The organism is Stenotrophomonas sp. DR822 (assembly GCF_019793815.1).
Lineage (GTDB): Bacteria > Pseudomonadota > Gammaproteobacteria > Xanthomonadales > Xanthomonadaceae > Stenotrophomonas > Stenotrophomonas indicatrix.
Window position 1 is genome coordinate 1540753 of record NZ_CP081826.1, and the last position, 21047, is coordinate 1561799.

Below are 21047 nucleotides of genomic sequence, written 5' to 3' on the forward strand. Positions count from 1 at the left end.
CCGACCGTTGGTCGGCACGCTTCTGACGCTCCGCCACGACCCACGGTCGTGCCCCACCTGAATGGGCCCGCCTTCGCGCGGGCCTTTTCTTTGCTGCACTGCGGGTTGCACACCCTTCCGTAATTATGGCGTAATTATTCCAACGCCATTCGGAAGTCCGTCGATGAACCCGAGTTGGGACACGCTGGAGCGGGGCCGCCAGGCGCGGCTGGAACGCGCCGCGCCATGGGCCAGGGGCCACGAGGTGGCGGCCGGCGATGTCGCCGAGCTGCTGCACGCGCTGCTGGAGCCGGGCGACAAGGTCTGCCTGGAAGGCAACAACCAGAAGCAGGCCGACTTCCTCGCCCAGACGCTGGCCGACCTCGACCCGGCACGGGTGCATGACCTGCACATGGTGCAGTCGGTGCTGTCGCTGCCCTCGCACCTGGATGTGTTCGAACGCGGCATCGCCTCCAGGCTGGACTTCTCCTTCTCCGGGCCGCAGTCGGTGCGGCTGGCCAGCCTGGTGGCCGAAGGGCGCATCCAGATCGGTGCCATCCACACCTACCTGGAACTGTTCGGCCGCTACTTCATCGACCTCACTCCGCGTGTGGCACTGGTCGCGGCGCAGGCTGCCGACCGCCACGGCAATCTCTACACCGGCCCCAACACCGAAGACACGCCGGTGATCGTGGAGGCCACCGCATTCGGTGGCGGCATCGTCATCGCCCAGGTCAACGAGATCGTCGACACCCTCCCCCGCGTCGATATTCCTGCCGACTGGGTCAACTTCGTGGTGCAGGCGCCGCGCCCGAACCATATCGAACCGCTGTTCACCCGCGATCCGGCGCAGATCTCCGAGATCCAGGTGCTGATGGCGATGATGGCGATCAAGGGCATCTACGCCGAGTACGGGGTGAACCGGCTCAACCATGGCATCGGTTTCGATACCGCAGCAATCGAACTGCTGCTGCCGACCTACGCCGAGTCGCTGGGGCTGAAGGGAAAGATCTGCCAGCACTGGGCGCTCAACCCGCACCCGGCGCTGATTCCAGCCATCGAATCGGGTTTTGTCAGATCGGTGCACTCGTTTGGCTCGGAACTCGGCATGGAGAAGTACATCGCCGCGCGCGGTGATGTGTTCTTCACCGGCGCCGATGGTTCGATGCGCTCCAACCGCGCGTTCTCGCAGACCGCAGGGCTGTATGCCTGCGACATGTTCATCGGCTCCACCCTGCAGATCGACCTGCAGGGCAACAGCTCCACCGCAACGCGCGACCGCATCGCCGGCTTTGGCGGTGCACCCAACATGGGGTCGGATGCACGCGGCCGCCGCCACGCCAGCGACGCCTGGATCAAGGCGGGCCAGCAGGCCGCGCGGCCCGGCGAGATGCCACGCGGGCGCAAACTGGTAGTGCAGATGGTGGAAACCTTCCGCGAGCACATGGCGCCGGCCTTCGTCGACCGCCTCGATGCCTGGGACCTGGCCGAGCGCGCGAGCATGCCGCTGCCGCCGGTGATGATCTACGGCGACGACGTCAGCCATGTGCTGACCGAGGAAGGCATCGCCAACCTGCTGCTGTGCCGCAGCCCGGAGGAACGCGAGCAGGCGATCCGCGGCGTGGCCGGCTATACCGCCGTGGGCAGGGGACGGGACCGCGCCATGGTGGAAAACCTGCGCGACCGCGGAGTGATTCGCCGCCCGGACGATCTCGGCATCAACGTGCGCGATGCCAGCCGCGATCTTCTTGCCGCGCGTTCGGTGAAAGACCTGGTGCGCTGGTCCGGCGGTCTATATGACCCGCCCAAGCGCTTCCGCAACTGGTAAGGGCCACGCCATGGAAACCCTCGACTATCGATTCAATGGCACGACGCCCGTGTGCTTCCCCACCGATGCGGTGCTGGTGGGCGTACTGGCCTCGGGCAACCTGGAAATCCTGCTGGAGCCGGCCGAGCTGGACGGTGCGATGACCGTGCGCATCATCACCGCTGCACGTGGCTTCGGCACGGTATGGCAGGCAGTGATCACCGACTTCGCACAGCGTCATCCCCTGCGCGATGTACGCGTGTCGATCAACGATGCCGGCGCCACACCGGCGGTGGTCAGCCTGCGCCTGGACCAGGCCGTCGAGACCCTGCTTGCCGGAGGCCAGCCATGACGCTCGCACAGCGCACCAGCTACTACGAAGCCGATGCCCGCGCGCGCATCGCGGGACTGATTGATGCAGGATCGTTCCGCGAATTTCTCGGCCCAGCCCGGCGCGCCATCAGCCCGCATCTGGCGCAGCTGGACCAGCCTGCCGCGTTCGACGATGGCATCGTCGTCGGCGAGGGACGCCTGCGTGGCAAGCGCGTGCTGGTGGCCGCGCAGCAGGGTGAATTCATGGGCGGCGGCGTGGGCGAGGTGCATGGCGCCAAGTTGACCGGCCTGCTGCGCCGCGCGGCGGACACCCATCCCGATGGCGTGCTGCTGCTGCTCGATACCGGCGGTGTGCGCCTGCATGAAGCCAATGCGGGATTGATCGCGATTTCCGAAATCATGCGCGCCACGCTCGGCGCGCGTGCCGCCGGGGTACCGGTGGTGGCGCTGATCGGCAGCGGCAACGGCGCCTTCGGTGGCATGGGCATCGTCGCCCGCTGCTGCAGCACGGTGATCATGTCCGAGGAAGGACGGCTGTCGCTGTCCGGCCCCGAAGTGATCGAGACCGTGCGCGGCGTGGAGGAATTCGATTCGCGCGACCGCGCATTGGTGTGGCGGGTGACCGGTGGCAAGCACCGCTACCTGATCGACCAGGCGCAGGTGCTGGTGCCCGATGCGATCAGCTCATTCGCCGAGGCCGCCTTTGATGCGCTGCAGCCTGACACCGCCAGTGCCGACCCCGACGCGGCACTGGCCGCGCTGCAGGCACGCCACGCCGCGTTGAAGGCGCGCGTGCAGGCGTGGGGCGACTGCAACGATGGCCTGCAGATCTGGACGCGCCAGGGCATTGCGGATCCAGAACGTCTGGCGCTGCTGGAAACCGATGCCTTCCTTGCCGCCACCGCGTACCGGAGCCTGCCATGAGCCTGCCATTGAATACGCTGCTGGATGCGCTTTTCCCGCGTGGCCATACGATCGCGGTGAACGACTCGGTACTGACCGGAACGGCGACTACCGACGACGGCGAGGTGACGGTGATCGGCACCACCGACAGGATCGAAGTCGGTGTGGACCACGCGCTGGTGCTGGCCGACACCGTGCTTGCGAGCACCGCTGCACATCCGCAACGTCCCATCGTGATGCTGGTCGATACCGCCGGCCAGCGGCTGGCGCGCCGCGATGAGCTGCTGGGCATCAACGGCTACTTCGCCCACCTCGCACAGACCCTGGACCTGGCCCGCCGCCGTGGCGCGCGCCTGGTCACGCTGGTCTACGGCGAATCGGTCAGTGGCGGCTTCCTGTCGTTCGGGCTGATGGCCGACCTCATCCATGCCCTGCCCGATGCGCAGGTGCGGGTGATGGATCTGCGCGCGATGGCACGGGTGACCAAGCAACCGTTGGAAAAACTGCAGGCGCTCAGCCTGGCCTCGCCGGTGTTCGCACCGGGCGTGGAGAACTACGTGGCGATGGGCGCAGTGCAATCGCTGTGGGATGGCGATCTGGCGCATCACCTGCTTGAAGCACTGCGTGCAGCCGTCGACGGTGACCATCGCGCCGCACTGGGCGCCGAACGGGGTGGCCGCACGCTGGCTGCGCAGGTAGCCACTGCTGTGAGCCAAGGCAATGCCTGAGCGGCCGGCCCGGCACACGCTGGTCTGGCTGTCGGCCGATGCCGATTGGCGGGCCGACCTGCCCGCGCACGAGCCGCGTCTTGCCGCCTGGTTCGCGCAGGGTTTCCCTGCAGTGGCGGCGCGTCGTGCCGCGGATGATGCCGATACGCGCCTGCGATTGGGCGTTCCGTTGCCACCGGCCGAAGGCAAGCAGCGCCTGTCGTTGCGCGTACCGCTGTGCGACGTCGCGCACATGCGCGCTCCGCCGGCGTTGAGCGAGCTGCTGGCAGCAGGCGACGCAGGTGTTCCACAGCCGTGGCAGGAATCACTCCACGACCTGCAGGCACTGGCCCCGGCCCGTGTGTTCGGCGCCTTCGCCTGGCAATGGCTGACCGCCCTGCCCTATGTACATGAGCGTTCGGACATCGACCTGCTGTGGCAGGTGACCGATGCCGCGCAGGCCGAGGCGCTGATCGCGCAGTTGCTGGCATGGCAGACCCGCCATCCGCATCGCCTTGATGGCGAGCTGTGCCTGCCCGATGGTGGCGCAGTGAACTGGCGCGAACTTGCCGGCCGCAGTCGCCAGGTACTGGTGAAACGCCTTGATGGAGCCGCATTGGAAGCGCGTGATGCACTGTTCGCCACGCGCGAGGCGATCGCATGATCGCCGCCCCGAAGCCGTTGCCGGCACGCGACGCGGTGGTCGACAGCGCACGCCTGGGACGGCTGGCCATTGCCAGCCTGCACGCCGAGCTGGCGTGCGCCCCGAAGCCGGGCCTGGTCACCCCGTTCGACAGCGGCAGCCATGACGACATGGATGCCGGCACCCTCCTGCGCAGTCTTTTCGCCCTGCGCCACTACTTCACGGCGGTGGCCAGGGCCGGTGCCGCCGGCGCCCCCTTCACGGTGCTGCGCGATCACGGTATTGCCGCTGAAGCGGCCATGCTGGTCGCCACCGCCGGCATCAACACCCATCGCGGTGCGATCTTCAGCCTTGGCCTGCTGGTGGCCGCCGCCGCTGAGCGCAGGCGCGTGCATGGCCATGCCGTGTCGGGCGCGCATGTGTGCCTGGCGGTTCAGCAGTGGAATGACGCACTCATCGCTGCGCCGCTGGACCCGCACAGCCCGGGACAGCGCGCACGTGCGCGTCATGGGGTCTGCGGCGTACGCGAACAGGCTGCCGCCGGCTACCCGGTGCTGCGCGAGCTGGCCCTGCCTGCCCTGCGCCATGCGCTGGACAGCGGCCTGCCGCGCGACGCCGCGTTGTGCCAGACGCTGATGCAGCTGGTGGCACAGGTGGACGATCTGAACCTGCTGCATCGCGGCGGTACCGAGGGCCTGCGCTGGGCGCAACAACAAGCGGCCACATTCCTTTCCGCGGGTGGCGCCTTCGCGCCGGACTGGCGCATGCGCCTGCAGTCCCTCGGCGATGCGTTCGTGAGGCGTCGGCTCAGCCCGGGTGGCAGTGCCGATCTGCTGGCCTGCGCCTGGTTCCTGCTTCAGCAGGAGGGCGCATGAGCCTGGCCCTGCTCTGCCCCGGCCAGGGTGCGCAGCATCCGGCGATGTTCGACCATGTGCGCGGCATGGCCGCTGCACGCGCGGTACTGGATGCGGCGAGCGACGCGCTGGGGCGCGATGTGTTCGCGGCCGCGGCCGACGACGACCGCTTCGACAACGCACAGGCGCAGCCGCTGCTGTGCGCCGCCAGCATCGCGCACTGGCATGCCCTGCGCGGCGCCGTGCCAGACCCGATCGTGGTGGCCGGGTACAGCATTGGCGAACTGGCGGCACATGCCATCGCCGACAGTTTCAACGTGACCACCTGCCTGTCCCTGTCGGCGCAGCGTGCACGATTCATGGACGCCGCCAGTCCGGTCGATGCCGGAATGCAGGCGATGCTGGGGCTGGATCGACAGACGGTGCAGACATTGTGCGAAATCCACGGCACGCACGTGGCGATCGCCAACGGCACAGATCATTTCATCGTCGGCGGCACGCTGCCGGCACTGCGTGCGCTGGCCGCTGCCGCGCACGCACAGGGTGCCGAGGTGCGCGTGCTGCCGGTACATGTGCCGGCGCATACGCCACTGCTGTCGGCGGCGGCCGCACCGTTTGCTGCCGCACTGCAGGCCACCATGTTGCACGCGCCGTGCCTGCCGCTGCTGGCCGGCATCGACGCACGGCCGGTGCGCGACACCGCAGCGGTGGTGCACACGCTGTCCGCGCAGCTGGCACAGACCATCGAATGGGCACAGGTGATGCGCCAGGCCTTCGAGCGCGGCGCGCGCGTGTTCCTGCAACTGGGCCCTGGCAACGCACTGGCACGCATGATCGCGCCGGCCTATCCGTGCTGCGAGGTACGCGCGATCGAGGAATTCCAGAGCCTGGACGGCGCGGCGGCGTGGGTCCGCAGCGCGCTGCAGCGGCTGCAGTAACGGGTTTGAGCAGTACGTAACGCGCAGTACGTAACAGGCCATACCCCGGGATGGCGGGCTTCCATCCGTGCAACACGCGAATCAGGTGTCTGGGAGGGCGCATGACTCCACAAATTGCAACGATCATCGGTCTGGTGATCATGTTCATCGTCGCCACCGCGATGCCGATCAACATGGGCGCCGTCGCCTTCGCACTGGCCTTCATCGTCGGCGGGCTCTGGGTCGACATGGGGGGCAAGGAGGTGCTCGCCGGCTTCCCGGGTGACCTGTTCCTGACCCTGGTCGGCATCACCTATCTGTTCGCCATCGCGCAGAAGAACGGCACCATCGACCTGCTGGTGCACTGGGCGGTGAAAGCGGTACGCGGCCATATCGTGGCCATCCCGTGGGTGATGTTCGTGATCACCGCCGTGCTGACCGCCTTCGGTGCGCTGGGCCCGGCCGCGGTTGCGATCATCGGCCCGGTCGCGCTGCGCTTTGCCAAGCAGTACAACATCAATCCGCTGATGATGGGCCTGCTGGTGATCCATGGCGCGCAGGCGGGTGGCTTCTCGCCGATCAGCGTGTACGGCAGCATCACCAACGGCGTGGTGCAGAAGGCCGGGCTGGAAGTCACCGAAATGGCGGTGTTCCTGACCAGCCTCGGCTTCAACTTCATGATGGCCACGATCTGCTTCTTCGCCTTCGGCGGCATCGCGCTGCTGCGTCGTGGTTCGATCACTGCGGCGGGCACGGTGGGCACCGCGGAGCTGGCGATGGCCGGTGGCCCGCAGGCTTCATCGCGGCAGTTCGCCATCGAAGGCCACGGTGCCCTGGTCGCAGCCGGTGGTGGCACCCTGTCCAACGATCCGGTGGCCCTGGATGCGGTGGGCCTGACGCGCGAGCGGCTGTTCACCCTGATCGGCCTGCTCGGCCTGGGTGTGGCCGCGCTGATCTACAACCTCAACGTCGGCCTGGTCTCGATCACCGTTGCGGTGGTGCTGGCCCTGCTGTCGCCGCAGAGCCAGAAGGGTGCGGTGGACGGCATCAGCTGGTCCACCGTGCTGCTGATCTGCGGCGTGGTCACCTACATCGGCGTGCTGGAACATGCCGGTGCCGTGGACTTCATCGGCCACGGCGTCTCCAGCATCGGCATCCCGCTGCTGGGCGCGCTGCTGGTCTGCTACGTGGGCGGCATCGTCTCCGCATTCGCCTCGTCGGCGGCGGTGCTGGGCGCCACCATTCCGCTGGCCGTGCCATTCCTGATGCAGGGCCATCTCAGTGCCGCAGGCGTGATCTGCGCGCTGGCGGTGTCCTCCACCATCGTCGATGTCAGTCCGTTCTCGACCAACGGCGCACTGGTGGTGGCCTCGGCCGCGAAGGAAGAACGCGAAACGCTGTTCCGCCGCTTCCTGGTCTACAGCGGCCTGGTGGTGGCATTCGGCCCGCTGCTGGCGTGGCTGGTGTTCGTGGTGCCGGGCTGGATGTAAATGCCTGCGGTAGTACCGGTCGCTGGCCGGCAACCTCGTGCATCCGTCGAACGATCACGGGTTGCCGGCCAGCGGCCGGCACTACCTGGCGTTACACTTTCCGCATGGCCATCGCTCCCGCTCCGCGTCCTCCGAAGAAGCGCGCCCCTCTGTATGAGGAGGTGGCCGAACACGTGCGCGAGCGGATCTACGACTACCGCCTGCCGCCGGGCGAGTGGATCGACGAACCGGCGCTGTGCGAGGAACTGGCCATCAGCCGTACGCCCCTGCGCGAAGCATTGAAGCTGCTCGCCGCCGAAGGCCTGGTGCAGATCGATGCCGGCCGCGGCGCACGGGTAACCCGGCTTACCCTGGAAGACCTCAACCAGCTGTTCCCGGTGATGGCGATGCTGGAAGGCCGATGTGCGCATGAAGCGGTCAAGCACATCGACGACGCCGGCGTGCAGCAGCTGGAAGACCTGCACGCGGCGATGGAAGCGGCCGCCGCCGAGGGCAACATCGCCGAGTACTACCGCAACAACTACCTCATCCACGAGACGGTGCAGCATTACGCCGGCAACCCGTGGCTGATCCGCATCACCCACGACCTGCACCGCATCCTGAAAATGCATCGCGGCCGCCAGCTGCTGGCGCCGGGCCGCACCGCGCAGTCGCTGGCCGAACACCGCGAACTGATGGACTGCTTCCGCCAGCGCGATGCTGCCGCCGCCGAACGCACGATGGAACGCCACCTGCTCAGCCAGGGCCAGGCCTTGGCTGCGTATGTGGCCAATGGCGGATTGTTGAACGTGCCTGCGCCGTTGCCGACCGAAGGCGGAAGCTGAGCTCATGGGATTGCCGGCCAGCGGCCGGCACTACCCCGGCGAGGCCCGGTCACGGTAGTGCCGACCGCTGGCCGGCAACCTCGATAGGTCACGTCCGGGTAGTGCCGGCCGCTGGCCGGCAACCTGGAATCTCTCCTCAATCGCCGCCGCCGCAGCTGCCGCCGTCTCCGCCCCCACCGCTGTCGCCACTGCTGCAGTCGGAACTGCTGTAGCTGTGGTGGCTGTTGCTGTCCCCGGAATAGCCCCCGGAGAAATCGGCCGGTCCACCGCCGCTGCCATCGGCGCGCGCGGGCGAACCATCGGCGGTGGCCATCGCCATGCACACGATCGCGCCGACCAGTGGCAGCAGCCACACCACCAGCAGCTGTCCGGCGCGGCTGCTGGCGGGAAGGTCGTCGCGGCCCAGCACCACGAAGCTGGCCACCAGGTTCAGCCCCAGCACCAGGGCAATCAGGACGAGGGTCACAGCCAGCATGGCGCAGCTCCTTGCGACGGGTTCGGGCCCGCAGACGATACCACCGCCGCCGGTTCGCCCTGCCTGTCATGAAGATGGGACAATGTGGGGCGCGCCGGCCTGCCCTCAGGGCCGCCGGCCCCCCTGCACCAGACGGAAGAAGAAGAACAACAACATGCTGAAAGTCATTTTCGATACCGACCCGGGCGTCGACGACGCGCTGGCGCTGCTGTACCTGCACAAGCACCCGCAGATCGACCTGATCGGCGTCACCACCACCTTCGGCAATGCCTCGGTGGAGTCGACCACCCACAACGCGCTGTACCTGAAGCAGGCCTGGGGCCTGTCCGCGCCGGTCGCGCGCGGCGCCGAAGGCCCGCTGCAGCCCGAAGCCACCCCGGAAGCCTGGCCGGTGCACATCCATGGCCACAACGGCCTGGGCAACCACCCGGTGCCGGAAACGCTGGATGCAACCGCCGACGGCCGTCCTGCCCACCAGCTGATCATCGACCTGGTGCGCGCCCATCCGGGCGAAGTGACCCTGGTGGCGGTCGGCCGCATGACCAACCTGGCGCTGGCCCTGCAGCAGGCCCCGGACATCGCCGGCCTGGTGCGTGGCGTGGTACTGATGGGCGGTGCGTTCCACGTCAACGGCAACATCACCCCGGCGGCCGAGGCCAACATCTGGGGCGACGCGGAAGCGGCCGACATCGTGTTCACCGCCCACTGGCCGGTCACCGCAATCGGCCTGGACGTGACCACCCGCGTCGAGATGAACCGCGACGGCCTGGACAAGCTGGCCGCGATCGGCGGCGCCGATGCCGAACTGGTGCGCGCCCTGTCGCAGGACTACGTCGACTTCTATCTGCAGGCCGGCCACAAGGGCATGGTCGTGCACGACTGCTGCGCCTGCATCGCCCTGACCCGCCCGGAGCTGTTCCAGTTCGAGCGCGCCAGCGTGCGTGTGGCCACCGACGGCGTCGCCCGTGGCATGACCATTCCCAAGCCGGAAGGCATGGGTTTCGGCCCCAGCGTGTGGGACGGCCATGTCCTGCAGTCCATCGCCATCGGCGTGGATGCGGCCGCGGTGCTGGCCGACATCGAGCAGACCCTGAAGGTCTAAGCGCTCACTGCCCGCCCCGGGACACGGGGCGGGTCTTCGGCACGGTCTCCGGCAGCGTCCACAGCACCGGCAGCACCAGCACCGCCACCAGCGCGATCATCGCCCCCGGCGCCGCCGCCCAACCGCTGCGTTCCACCCACCATTGCGCCAACCACGGCGTCGCCCCGCCAAACACTGCGGTGGCCATGGTCACCCCCAGCGCCAGACCACTGACCCGGCCCTCGCCGGGGAACTGCTCGGCCGTGGCCGGTGCCGCCACCGCACTGATACCGCCAGCCACACAGGCCAGGCTCACCGCTGCCAGCACGATGCCCAACGGCGCAGCAGCGGCCATCCAGCCAAACATCGACAGCGGCAGCAGCGCCGCCAGCACCGTCAGCCCCAGCAGCAGCGGACGCCGCCCGAAGCGATCGGACAGCGCCCCGCACAGCGGGGTGATCGCGATCACCGCCACCGCCGCAATCGTCGACAGCCACAGCGCATCACCTTCGTCGTGCCCCTGTGCGTGCAGGAATGCTGGCACATAGGTGATGCCCACGTAGTAGGTGATCGAACCCAGTGCGGAAATCGCGAACGTGCGCGCCACGGCACCGGGATGGTTGCGCAGCACGTGCCGCAGCGGCGTAGCCGGAATGCTGCCTTCGCGCCGCTGCCGTTCGAACTCCGGCGATTCGTGCATGCCCGAACGCGCGATCAGGATCACCAGTGCCAGCGCCGCGCCGAACAAGAACGGGATCCGCCAGCCCCAGCTGTCCAGCTGCGGCGCAGGCAGCAGGGCCACAGTGAGCGCGGAGATGGCCACTGCCAGCAGCGCGCCGACTTCGCTGGCCGCCGAGGCCAGTGAGGTGACCAGGCCACGTCGTCGCGCCGGCGCGCTTTCCAGAAGATAGGCGACCACGCCGGTGTATTCGCCGCCCACGGAAAAGGCCATCACGCAGCGCAGGATCAGCAACAGCACGCCAGCAGTCGCACCGGCGGTGGCCGCGGTCGGCAGCAACGCGGTGGCCAGCATGGCCGCGGCCATCAACGCCATCGAGGCCAGCAGCATCCAGCGCCGGCCGAGCCGGTCACCCAGGTGGCCGAAGCACAGCGCACCGAGCGGACGCATGAGGTAGGACACCGCAAAGCCGGCCAGGGTGACCAGCATCGCCTCTTGGCCACCGCCGAAGAACACGCGCGACAGCACCGTGGCGAAGTACAGGTACAGGGTGAAGTCGTACCACTCCACCACCGTGGACAGGCCGGCCACCCACATCGAGCGCTGCCGTCCTGCGGTCATTGCGTGCTTTCCTTCATGGCCGCAGCGTGTCATGAAGGCGGTGACGATGCGGTAGATCCACGCCATGCGTGGATGGCTTGCCCTCTGGTAATCGGGGGCAGAGCCCTTTGCTGTCTGCAAAGGGATCCGACCCCACCGCATCACGGCGCCCGGCGCAGGGTGATCAACGTGATCTCCGGCGGCACGCCGATGCGCGCCGGGAACCCGGCCCACAGGCCGGCACCGTTGCTCACGTACAGCGTCATGCCATCCACCGCGTAGCGACCGGAGACGAAGCCGCCGTTGGCGCGCTTCACCAGCTGGTCCATGCCGATGATCTGTCCGCCATGGGTGTGCCCGGACAGCTGCAGCTTCACCCCGCGTGCAGCGGCCTCGCGTGCATTGCGTGGCCGATGGTCGAGCAGGATCACCGGTGCGCTGGGCTCGGCACCGGCCAGGGCGGCCTCCAGGTCGGGCAGCGGCAGGCCATAGCGTGCGGCGACCGGGTCGGTGACGCCGGCGATGGTCAGTGCCGCACCGCCACGGCGCACCTGGGTGTGGCTGTTTTCCAGCACCTGCATGTGCAGCGCGCGGAACGCCTGCATCCATTCGCTGTACTGCGCGTAGTACTCGTGGTTGCCGGTAATGGCGATCACCCCGTCCGGCGCACGCAGGTCCGCCAGTGGCGTGTAATCGTTGCGGCGCGCCTGCACGCTGCCGTCGATCAGGTCGCCGGTGATCACCACCAGATCCGGCTGCAGTGCATTGCTTGCAGCCACGACCTGGCGCACCCAGTCGCCGGTCAGCAGGCGGCTGGCGTGGATGTCGGTGAGCTGCAGCACACGGTAGCCATCGAAGGCCTGCGGCAGGCCGCTGATGGCCACCTCGATCTGCCGTGGCTTGGGCACGGCCATGCCCTGGCTGACACCGAAGGCACTGAGCAGCAGCGCCAGCACCGCGGCAGACGGGCGCAGCGCCTTGCTGCGCAGTACGGAAAGGGCACGCGGTGCGCGCAGCAGGCGCGCGGCCAACAGGCTGGCGTCCAGCACCAGCAACGCCAGGGCCAGCAGCAGCACGGCGGTGGAACCGGTGGCCAGCGTGGCAATGGCCAACTTCGGAATTTCCGGTGAGGCCATCGTGCCCCAGAAGCTGGCGACGATGCGCAGCTGCACGGCAATGCCCACCAGCAGCACCGACAGCACCAGCTTCGACCAGACAGGCAGGCGCAGCGGCCAGAAAAGGCGCCAGGCCACATACAGGCCCATCAGAAAACCAATCGTACTCAGCACTACGACAATCCAGAACGGCGAACAGGCCCGCCATGGTGACGGCAGAAGATGGCAATGGATAGAGCCGGGCATGGGCCCAGCCCCGACATCGTCACGCTTCCGGCAGGCGTTCCACCCGCAACCGGGTGATGCGCCGCTTCTCCATCGCCAGCACGGTGATGCGGATACCGGCCACCTCCAGCGTGTCGCCGATGTCGGGCAGGCGCCCCAGTTGCTCCAGCACCAGCCCGGAAATGGTCATGTAGTCCGCGCTGCGCGGCAGCGACACGCCGGCCAGCCGCTGCAGGTCGTCCAGGGTCAGCGCGCCGTCGGCGTCCCAGCAGTCCTCGCCCTGTGCAACCACGCCATAGCGCTCGTCCTGGGTATCGGCCAGATCACCGGCGATCGCCGCCAGCAGGTCGTTGGCCGTTACCAGGCCTTCCACGCTGCCGTACTCGTCCACCGCCACTGCCAACGGCACCGGGTGCTGGCGGATCAGCTCCAGGGCCTGCAACGCACTGGCGCTGGACAGCACGTACTGCGGCTCGCGCAGGTTGCCTTCCAGTTGCAGTGGCTTGCCCTGCAGCAGGTCGGCCAGCAGGTCACGGCTCTGCACCACGCCTCGCAGGCTGTCCAGATCGCCCTCGCCCACCAGCATCCGTGTATGCGGCGACGCCACCAGGCGTGCGACCACATCGTCGTGACCACGCGCCATGTCGATCCACTGCACGTCGGCACGCACCGTCATCACGCTCGATACCGGACGGTCGGCCAGGCCCAGCACACTGCGGATCATCTCGTGCTCGGCGGGCTGCAGGCGTTCTTCGGTGCTGCCGCGCTCATCGGCTTCATCTTCATCGTGGCCATTGGCCTGGCGCGCACCCAGCAGCCGCAGCACGGCATCGGCAGTACGCTGGCGGAACGGCTGGCGCTGCTCGTTGCGCTCGCGGTTGAAACGTATCCACTGGTTGAACGCTTCCACCAGGATCGAGAACGCGATGGCCGCGTACAGGTACCCCTTCGGAATCCTGTAGCCCAGGCCCTCGGCCACCAGGCTGAAACCGATCATCAGCAGGAAGCCCAGGCACAGCACCACCACGGTCGGGTGCTTGTTGACGAAGCGGGTCAGCGGCTTGCTGGCCAGCAGCATCAGCGCCATCGCGATGGTCACCGCCGCATACATCACGCCGAGGTTGTCGACCATGCCGACCGCGGTGATCACCGAATCCAGCGAGAACACCGCATCGAGCACCACGATCTGCGCCACCACCATCGCAAAGCTGGCATAGACCTTCTTGCCGTCCTCGTGATGCTCGCGGCCTTCAAGCCGCTCGTGCAGCTCCATGGTGCCCTTGAACAGCAGGAACAGGCCGCCGCCGAGCAGGATCAGATCGCGGCCGGAGAAGCTGTGCTGGAACAAGGTGACCAGTGGTTCGGTCAGTTTCATGATCCAGGCCAACGCAGCCAGCAGCACCAGCCGCATCAGCAGCGCCAGCGCCAGGCCGATCACCCGCGCGCGGTCGCGCTGGTGCGGCGGCAGCTTGTCGGCCAGGATCGCGATGAACACCAGGTTATCGATGCCGAGAACGATCTCCAGCACGACCAGGGTTGCAAGGCCCATCCATATCGAGGGGTCAGCCAACCATTCCATTTCAGGTCCGTTTCGTCAGTAAGGGAAAAGTGGTGCGGTGCAGGCGTGCGGCGCGGCCAGGCTCAATCCGCATCCTGCGCCTGCGCAGGGTCATGCCCGAGCAGGTCGCCAGGGCTGCATTGCAGTTCGCGGCAGATCGCATCGAGGGTGGAAAAGCGGATTGCGCGTGCCTTGCCGGTCTTCAGGATCGACAGGTTGGCCAGGGTGATGTCGATGCGCCCGGCCAGCTCGGACAAGGTCATGCCGCGTTGCTGCAGCATGCGGTCGAGGGTGATGACGATCGCCATCAGATCATGCCCATCAAATCACACCGTCCAGATCGTCGCGCATCGCTGCGCCAACGGTGAACACCCGCGCCAGCACGAACAGCATCAGTACGGCCACCAGGCCGGTGATCGACATGCCACCGCCAACTTCCATCCACGCAAAGTCCGGCCCCATCCAGCTGGCATACAGACCGATCACGATGGACAGCACCTCCATCGCCAGCATCAGCCAGGCCATGCGTTGCAGGCGTACGGCATTGGCATGGGTAAAGGGGCGTTCGTTGGCCGCAGAACGCAGCAGCCGCGCCAGGTGGCGCAGGAACACCAGGCACAGCACCAGCAGCGCAACGATGGCGGCCAGGCCCACGCAGAAATGCAGGAACAGATGCGAACCGTGCACGGCCGCGGCCTGCGCGTCGTGCACGCTGTCCAGCAGCCAGCTGCGGTCGTAGGCCACCAGCGGCACCGCCAGCAGCGCGGCCAGGATGCCCAGCCAGCACATCGCGCGCACCGCCTGCACGGCGGTCTGGGCCAGGGTGAACAAGCCGCGCGCAGGAAGGACGCGGGCGGGACGAGCGGTCAAGCAGCCTCCGATGTGGAGCGGCCCTGCCGCCCCAGGGTGGATTTATCGATAAACGATATATCACATCCCCGGGCTGTTGGCTGAATCGCGTGTACTCCTGCAGCGCTACCGGGCGGGTGCCGGTGCAGGCGGCGCGGCCTGTTCGCGCATCGCTTCGCCCGGCGTGGCCGAGGCCATCGCCTGCACCCCGGCCTCGGCGGCCTGCCGGGTGACCAGCCGGAAGCGCACGCGCAGCTTGCTTTCGCCCGGCGTTGCCCAACCGTACTGGATCGCCACCTGGTCGCCGGACAATGGACCGCGCGAGGGCAGCGAGCGGATCTGCAGCGGCTTCGGTGCGGCCTGCATCAGCCGCGCGAAGCCCTTCTGCACCACCGCCGGGTCGGCCTTCTCGGCATACACGGTGCAGGTGCCATCGTCGGCCCAGCTGACCGCATAGCGGCCACTGGCCAACGGCACCATCCATGCCATGCCCGGCTGGCCCTGCAGCAGCGTAGCGGCCTCGGCCGGCTGCAGCGGCGTCAGGCCATTGGCATCCATCAGCGACTGCAGCCGCGCCGGCGCGCCGATGTGCTGCATGCAGGCCGTGTCGAACAGTTCGCTGAAGGGATCCTGCGCCGGTGCCTTCGGCGCACGCGCAGGCTGGGCCATCACCACGATCGGCAGCAGCAGGCCAGCGATCAGCCAGGGCGCAGGGCGCATCGGAACTCCACGGAACGGAAAACAGCGGGGAGGATGACAAAGCCGGGAGGCAGTACGCAACGGGCACGCCCGCGCTTGACATCACCTGCCACCAGGGGGAACATCAGTTAACGAATTAGTTAACTGCAACCATGGACCGCATCTTCGAAGCCCTGGCCTCCACCGCACGCCGGCAGATCCTGGCCTACCTCAGCGCCGGCGAACTCAGCGCGGGCGAGCTGGCCGAGCGCTTCGATTTCAGCAAGCCGGCACTCTCCAGCCACCTGCGCATCCTGGAAGACGCCGGCCTGATCGAACGCGAGAAGCGCGGCCAGTTCGTGTACTTCCGGCAGGTGCCCGACCGCCTGGCCAACACGCTGTTTTCCTGGGCTGCCGAAGTCTGTCCGGTCGGCGGCCCGCTGAAGCGCGAAGCGCGCGCACGCCGCAAGACACCCGCCCGCTGAGGAGCACTGCGATGCCCGGTTCGACCCGCACCAGCCGTTCGTTCCCGAGTATCCAGCTTCCGGCACACGACGGCGGTGGCCCGGTGGAAGTCACCCTGATCGCGCAGCTCGGCATTGGTGCCGGCGATGCGCTGGTAAGCGATGCCAGCCAGCGCCAACGTCACCACCCGGCCTTCATCGATGCGCTGGACGAGCCCTCGGCACGGCTGGGTGGCATGCACCTGCAGCACGGCGATCCGTCATCGCTGTACAGCTTCGTGGTGGGTGCCGGCGGCCATCCCTTCCACCGCCATGCCGGGCCGCGCATGTTCACCGCCATCGCCGGCAGTGCCGGTGCCGAGCTGCGGTTTGCCAGCGCATCCGATCAGCAGCTGGCGGACGATCCGTCGCACTTCCTGCGGTCGCTGCGTCGTGTCCGCATCCCTCCCGATTGCCTGTTCACCGTGCGCTTTGGTGGTGGCACCTGGCACCAGTTCGCCTCGAACAGTCCGGCCCACCCTGCCCTGTTCGCGCTCTCGTGCCACAGCAATGAACTGGCCGGGGCAATGAGCGCGCAGGCACGCGCCCAGGCACAGGCAAACGCCGCGGATATTCCCAGCCTGACCGACGTGCTGCCAGCAGCGCACTGGCCCGGCGCAACCACACTCGCCGCCACGCCGTTGCTGCAACTGTCACTGCAGGCGGCAGCGCCCAGCCTGCGCGCGCGCCTGTGCGTGCAGACGCGCACGTTGCTGGGGCCGCTGCGTCGCTTCAGCCTGGAGCCACTGCGCGGATTCGTGGAGCGGGCGACACCGGCGTACCCGGTCTGCAGCAGCGCGTCGTCGCCTCCAGCGGGAATGCTCGCCAGCGCCCTGCCGCACAGTCACTACAACGACACGACCACGCTGACCCTGCACGGCGGGCAGACCCGCCATCGCTCGGCCTCCGCCCTGCTGGCCGACATACTGGACGGGTTCCTGCGCAACCCGCCGGCGGGCGTCGGCCGCTTGATGGCCCTGCGCAATCGTCTGGTTGCACCACTGCGTCTGCGCACCTCGCCGCTGGGCTGCCCGGTGTCGTCGCTGCTGTCCACCGATCGCAGCCGCGTGTTCGGCGGCCGTTTCCCGGTGCTGGATGCGCGGGTGGATGCGGAAGACCGGTGTGCCGAAGTGCTGCTCGGCGCAGACGACCGCCATCTCCGCTTCCGCAGCAGCGTGCATGTGCAGTTCTGCGAGGACGGCCAGGTCCACATCAGCCTGGGCTCGCGCGTGCAGACGCTCAATGCGTTTGGCCGCTTCTACATGGCCATGATCGACAGCGCCCATCGTCATTACGTGGCCCCGGCACTGCTGCGCCGCGCCGTTGAACATGCGCTGGCACCGGAACTGGCCGCGTGGTCCGGCACGCCTGCACACTCCTGAGCTGCGGCAGCAATGTGCAGGGGCCCTGTGCGGCCCCCGCGATCAGACCACGATCTCGCCTTCGTCCTCGCCATCCCAATAATGGATGCGGCTGGCGTGTACGTGGATCAGCACCAGACCCGGCGTATCCACGCCCTGCTCGAACCACCGCTCCAGGTCCTTCACCCAATGCTGGGCCATCGTGGCGCGATCGCGGATCAGCGCCGCCCTGCCCTGCACGTGCACGAACAGCGGTGGCTTGCCCAGCAGCGACTTGCTGCCGGTCAGGCCCAGCGCCACGTTCGGGTCGGCGCTGATCTCGCGCACCATGTCGGTGTTTTCCATGGTGAAGAACCAGCTGTCGCCGTCGTAGTCCACATCGCCGTTGTTGCTCATCGGGCGGCCAGCGATCTGGCCGCCGGCATGGGTCTGCAGCATGGTGAAATCGATGCCGGCCATTTTCTTGGCCAGTTCGGGAAGGGTGAGCGTGGTCATGGGCAGTTCCTTCAACAGATGGGTGTCCAGCGTCTGCCCGACGCGGTGACCGATGCGTGGATGGCTGCTGGCGCCTTCTTCACGCAGTGGCTGCAGTTGGCCTTCCCGCGTGCAGCGCCCCCGCGCCGCGGTGACCGTCACTCATCAGCGTAGATAGCGGAACACCAGGTCATCCGGATCGCTGCGCGCCGCCTGCGCGTCCAACACGCCGCCGAGGCGGACCGCCACTGCCTGCGAGGCGTGGTTGTCCGCTGCCATGTAGCTCACCAGCGTCGGCAATCCGCGCACGACGAACGCCCAATCACGCAGCGCCGCCGCCGCTTCGCTGGCGAAACCCTGCCCTTCCTGCCCGGCATACAGCAACCAGCCCAGTTCCTGTTCCGGAAACAGCGGGCCATGGTTGATGCCGACCTGGCCGATGCACTCGCCCGTGTCGCGGCGCTCGATCATCAACGCGCCGTGGCCGAACAGATGCCAGCTGGCCAGGTCGTGGCAGAACTGCCCCCACGCGGCGACCTCAGCGAACGGCCCGCCCATGCCGCGTGCACGGGGCGAGGCCAGGAACGCGGCATACACCGGGAAGTCATCCAGGCATTGCGCGCGCAGGCGCAGGCGCGGTGTCTCCAGCACAGGGATGTGGATCATGCGTGTGCCAGTCAGTACACGGCCAGGAAGCCGCAGCCGCGGCGTTGTGGTTGGCCCTCGACAGTCACCTGCACGCTGGCCGACGTATCCACGCCTTCGGCGTTGCGGCAGGGCTCGCGCTTGATCTCGACGATGGTGGGCTGCTTGCCCAGCGTACCGTTGAGCACCGTCAACGAACTGGGCGCACCGGCCGGCTGGCCGAGGTAGCGCAGCGTTCCAGCGCTGCTGCGGCCAGCAACGGTGAGCGTGGCATCGTGGTTGCCGTTACCGGTGGAGGCGATCTCGATGGACCAGCCGGCGCCCCCGCCGGTGAAGGCAGGCACCGGGCTGGCATCAGCGGCGATCGACGGATGACGCGGCGCATCGGCGCCCGGATCGGGCCGCGGTGTGCTGCTGGCGCAGCCAGCGAACAGGCCCGCCAGCAGCGTGGCAGTCACAACGGAACGCAGGGTCATGGCGTACTCCTGGGACGGGCGAGTGGCCAGTCTAGGCAGCAGCGCGTGCGCTGGCGATGAACGAGGCTGCCCTCAGCGTGCCGCACGTCCAGCAGGGGACACCTGCACCCGGTCGCGGCCCAGCGCCTTGGCCTGGTACATGGCGGCGTCGGCGGCACGCACCAGCGCGTGCCAGCCGATCGGGTCAAGCGCGCCCTGGGCAACACCGAAGCTGGCCGTGACCCGCAGGATGTCACGGCTGCCCAGCACGATGTCGTGCGCACGCAATGCCACCCGCAGCGACTCGGCCAACCGCCGGCCACTGGCCAGATCACCATCGGCCAGCAGCACCAGGAATTCCTCGCCACCGTAACGGGCGATGCTGTCGTTGCGGCGCAGGTGGCTGCGCAGCAACTGCGCCACCTGCACCAGCACGTCATCACCGGCCGCGTGCCCCTGGCCATCGTTGATCGCCTTGAAATGGTCCACGTCCAGCAGAATCACCACCGCCTGCGTGCTTCCCTCGGCACGCCGCTGTCGTACCCGTTCCTCCAGCGAGCGCCGGTTCAACAGGCCGGTCAGTTGATCGGTATCGGCCAGCTCACGCAGTTCACGGGTCAATGCCGAGCGCTGGTGCGACTTCGCCCGCAGTACCTCGATGGCATCGAACAGGCGCTGCATTTCCGCCATCGGGTGGGTGGCATGCTGCTCTGCACCCGGCGTGTCCGAGGCGATCTGGATCACCTGCGCCTGCGCCTGCAGCAACGGCCGCAGGATCTGCACGTGGGCGATGCGCAGTGCCAGCGCAAGCAGCAGCAGCGTACCCAGCACAGTGGCACCCAGCACGGCCAGGCGTACCGCTTCCTTGTTGCGGGTGTGCTGGAAGCGCGCGATCGAAACGCCGAGGTAGCCATCACGCAGCGCTTCCAGCGATTGCAGGGTGGGCACATAGCGCGCGGTGAACTCGGCCGCCGTCCACGGTGCAGGCGCGCCGCGCCGGCCATCGTCGATCAGCTTTTCCACCATCGGCAGCGACTGGCCGAAGAACTGCCGGCGCGCCATGTCCCAGTGCAGGGACAGCGCCGGCTCGCTGCGGAACACCGATTCGTGGCTGGCGGCCAACCGCCACAGCTCCAGCAGGCGGCCCTCGGTCTGCTGCGCAGCGCGCACCTGCGACTCCCGCCACGCGCCGGGCACGGCCAGCGGCGCCATCACGTTGGATGCCAAGCGGCCACCGTGCTCGCGCAGGTCGATCAGGATCTGCCCCTGCATGGCAGGAATCGCGGCTTCGCGATCAGCCGCGACCAGATCGCTGATCTGCACCGAGGTCAGCGCCTGCAGCCGGTCGTACACCGCGAACATGTTGTTGATCGCGTGCTCCACCTCCTCTGCCGAGCGCTCGCCTCTTGGCAGCGCGGCCACCCGGTCGACCGCGGCGCGCGCAGTCTGCAACCGGCGCCGCGCTTCGTGCAGGCGCGGTGTTTCGTCCACCACCCGCGGGTCGTTCTGGAACACGCTCTGCAGGTGCTGCGTCGCTGCGTCCACCCGCTGCCGTGCGACCGCCAGCTGCGCGGCCAGTCGGCGCTGCTCCTGCACATCGGTGCTGTCGGCGCCGAGCAGGCTGTTGGCCGGTCCACGCTCGGCCGACACCAGATTGGCCAGTTCGAAGGTCTGCCGCAGCTGCTGCAGGCTGACCAGGTTGGCCTCGGCTTCGGTGTAGCGCTGCGTGCCCTGCACCAGCGCGATGGCCATCAGCGGCAGCGTGCACAGCACGAACAGGCCACCGAGGATCCAGAGCCAGGTCTGCAGTCCGTTTGGCGATGCCCTGCGGCCCATCGATGTGTCCCCTGGGGTGCGGATCAGTGTAGCGCTCTGCCCCGGGTAAAGGCGGG

Annotated in this window: 23 protein-coding genes; 12 read left to right on the top strand and 11 right to left on the bottom strand. The window is 68.1% G+C overall.

From position 1 onward, the window contains the following. The first annotated feature begins 163 nt into the window (after positions 1-163). The 9 genes from mdcA to K5K93_RS07135 all read left to right on the top strand — a co-directional run bounded on the left by mdcA (position 164) and on the right by K5K93_RS07135 (position 8457). Entirely contained in the window at positions 164-1807 is a 1644-nt protein-coding gene (gene mdcA, locus K5K93_RS07095) for a malonate decarboxylase subunit alpha (RefSeq protein WP_093817615.1), read from the top strand. Positions 1808-1817: 10 nt separating this feature from the next. Next, a complete protein-coding gene (mdcC, locus tag K5K93_RS07100) occupies positions 1818-2138 on the top strand; it encodes a malonate decarboxylase acyl carrier protein (RefSeq protein WP_222390353.1) in 321 nt (106 codons plus the stop codon). Beyond that, positions 2135-3043, top strand: coding sequence for a biotin-independent malonate decarboxylase subunit beta (locus K5K93_RS07105; protein WP_222390356.1), 909 nt, complete (start codon positions 2135-2137; stop codon positions 3041-3043). Before mdcC ends, K5K93_RS07105 begins: the two co-directional genes overlap by 4 nt. 2 nt (positions 3044-3045) lie before the next feature. Next, complete coding sequence (gene mdcE / locus K5K93_RS07110; RefSeq protein WP_222391006.1) at positions 3046-3750, top strand: biotin-independent malonate decarboxylase subunit gamma; 705 nt, start codon at positions 3046-3048, stop codon at positions 3748-3750. After that, on the top strand, positions 3743-4393 hold the full coding sequence (mdcG, locus tag K5K93_RS07115) for a malonate decarboxylase holo-[acyl-carrier-protein] synthase (RefSeq protein ID WP_093817612.1): 651 nt from the start codon (positions 3743-3745) through the stop codon (positions 4391-4393). The genes mdcE and mdcG overlap by 8 nt, the downstream gene beginning before the upstream one ends. Beyond that, positions 4390-5247 (top strand): triphosphoribosyl-dephospho-CoA synthase MdcB, encoded by an 858-nt coding sequence (mdcB, locus tag K5K93_RS07120; RefSeq protein ID WP_222390358.1) that lies wholly within the window; start codon positions 4390-4392, stop codon positions 5245-5247. Before mdcG ends, mdcB begins: the two co-directional genes overlap by 4 nt. Next, positions 5244-6164 (top strand): malonate decarboxylase subunit epsilon, encoded by a 921-nt coding sequence (mdcH, locus tag K5K93_RS07125; protein ID WP_222390360.1) that lies wholly within the window; start codon positions 5244-5246, stop codon positions 6162-6164. Before mdcB ends, mdcH begins: the two co-directional genes overlap by 4 nt. Before the next feature lie 101 nt (positions 6165-6265). Next, positions 6266-7633, top strand: a complete 1368-nt coding sequence (locus tag K5K93_RS07130) for an SLC13 family permease (RefSeq protein WP_071305649.1) — start codon at positions 6266-6268, stop codon at positions 7631-7633. A 104-nt stretch (positions 7634-7737) separates the two neighbouring features. Next, positions 7738-8457: a GntR family transcriptional regulator gene (locus K5K93_RS07135; protein WP_088101547.1), complete on the top strand. Its 720-nt coding sequence runs from the start codon at positions 7738-7740 to the stop codon at positions 8455-8457. 136 nt (positions 8458-8593) lie between these two features. On the opposite strand, the gene K5K93_RS07140 is transcribed toward K5K93_RS07135, so the two are convergent. Then, positions 8594-8932 (bottom strand): hypothetical protein, encoded by a 339-nt coding sequence (locus tag K5K93_RS07140; RefSeq protein ID WP_088101548.1) that lies wholly within the window; start codon positions 8930-8932, stop codon positions 8594-8596. Positions 8933-9086: 154 nt separating this feature from the next. Between K5K93_RS07140 and K5K93_RS07145 the strand changes: the two genes are divergently transcribed. After that, positions 9087-10034 (top strand): nucleoside hydrolase, encoded by a 948-nt coding sequence (locus K5K93_RS07145; protein ID WP_222390361.1) that lies wholly within the window; start codon positions 9087-9089, stop codon positions 10032-10034. 4 nt (positions 10035-10038) lie between these two features. Here the strand turns inward: K5K93_RS07145 and K5K93_RS07150 are convergent, their stop codons facing one another. From K5K93_RS07150 to K5K93_RS07175, 6 genes are all read right to left on the bottom strand, one after another. Further along, a complete protein-coding gene (locus tag K5K93_RS07150; protein WP_093817608.1) occupies positions 10039-11313 on the bottom strand; it encodes an MFS transporter in 1275 nt (424 codons plus the stop codon). A 140-nt stretch (positions 11314-11453) separates the two neighbouring features. Continuing rightward, entirely contained in the window at positions 11454-12590 is a 1137-nt protein-coding gene (locus K5K93_RS07155; protein WP_222391008.1) for a metallophosphoesterase, read from the bottom strand. Positions 12591-12672: 82 nt separating this feature from the next. Next, a complete protein-coding gene (locus K5K93_RS07160; RefSeq protein WP_222390363.1) occupies positions 12673-14211 on the bottom strand; it encodes a TerC family protein in 1539 nt (512 codons plus the stop codon). A gap of 62 nt (positions 14212-14273) precedes the next feature. After that, the gene (locus K5K93_RS07165; protein ID WP_025873919.1) at positions 14274-14498 is read right to left on the bottom strand and encodes a helix-turn-helix transcriptional regulator; all 225 of its coding nucleotides are present in this window, start codon (positions 14496-14498) and stop codon (positions 14274-14276) included. A gap of 13 nt (positions 14499-14511) precedes the next feature. Then, positions 14512-14979, bottom strand: a complete 468-nt coding sequence (locus tag K5K93_RS07170; RefSeq protein ID WP_025873920.1) for a DUF2975 domain-containing protein — start codon at positions 14977-14979, stop codon at positions 14512-14514. Positions 14980-15165: 186 nt separating this feature from the next. After that, positions 15166-15759, bottom strand: coding sequence for a hypothetical protein (locus K5K93_RS07175; RefSeq protein WP_032975907.1), 594 nt, complete (start codon positions 15757-15759; stop codon positions 15166-15168). Between the two features lie 131 nt (positions 15760-15890). Between K5K93_RS07175 and K5K93_RS07180 the strand changes: the two genes are divergently transcribed. Together K5K93_RS07180 and K5K93_RS07185 are read left to right on the top strand one after the other, a co-directional pair. Next, positions 15891-16202 (top strand): metalloregulator ArsR/SmtB family transcription factor, encoded by a 312-nt coding sequence (locus K5K93_RS07180; protein ID WP_025873922.1) that lies wholly within the window; start codon positions 15891-15893, stop codon positions 16200-16202. 11 nt (positions 16203-16213) lie between these two features. Further along, positions 16214-17602 (top strand): DUF2867 domain-containing protein, encoded by a 1389-nt coding sequence (locus K5K93_RS07185; RefSeq protein WP_222390365.1) that lies wholly within the window; start codon positions 16214-16216, stop codon positions 17600-17602. Positions 17603-17644: 42 nt separating this feature from the next. On the opposite strand, the gene K5K93_RS07190 is transcribed toward K5K93_RS07185, so the two are convergent. From K5K93_RS07190 to K5K93_RS07205, 4 genes are all read right to left on the bottom strand, one after another. After that, positions 17645-18076 carry a pyridoxamine 5'-phosphate oxidase family protein gene (locus K5K93_RS07190; RefSeq protein WP_025873924.1) on the bottom strand — a complete coding sequence of 144 codons (432 nt, stop codon included), beginning with the start codon at positions 18074-18076 and terminating at the stop codon, positions 17645-17647. 144 nt (positions 18077-18220) lie between these two features. Next, on the bottom strand, positions 18221-18721 hold the full coding sequence (locus K5K93_RS07195) for a GNAT family N-acetyltransferase (protein WP_093817605.1): 501 nt from the start codon (positions 18719-18721) through the stop codon (positions 18221-18223). A gap of 11 nt (positions 18722-18732) precedes the next feature. Beyond that, positions 18733-19176 (bottom strand): hypothetical protein, encoded by a 444-nt coding sequence (locus K5K93_RS07200; protein WP_222390367.1) that lies wholly within the window; start codon positions 19174-19176, stop codon positions 18733-18735. Positions 19177-19248: 72 nt separating this feature from the next. Next, positions 19249-20991, bottom strand: a complete 1743-nt coding sequence (locus K5K93_RS07205) for a GGDEF domain-containing protein (RefSeq protein ID WP_222390369.1) — start codon at positions 20989-20991, stop codon at positions 19249-19251. Positions 20992-21047: the final 56 nt, after the last annotated feature.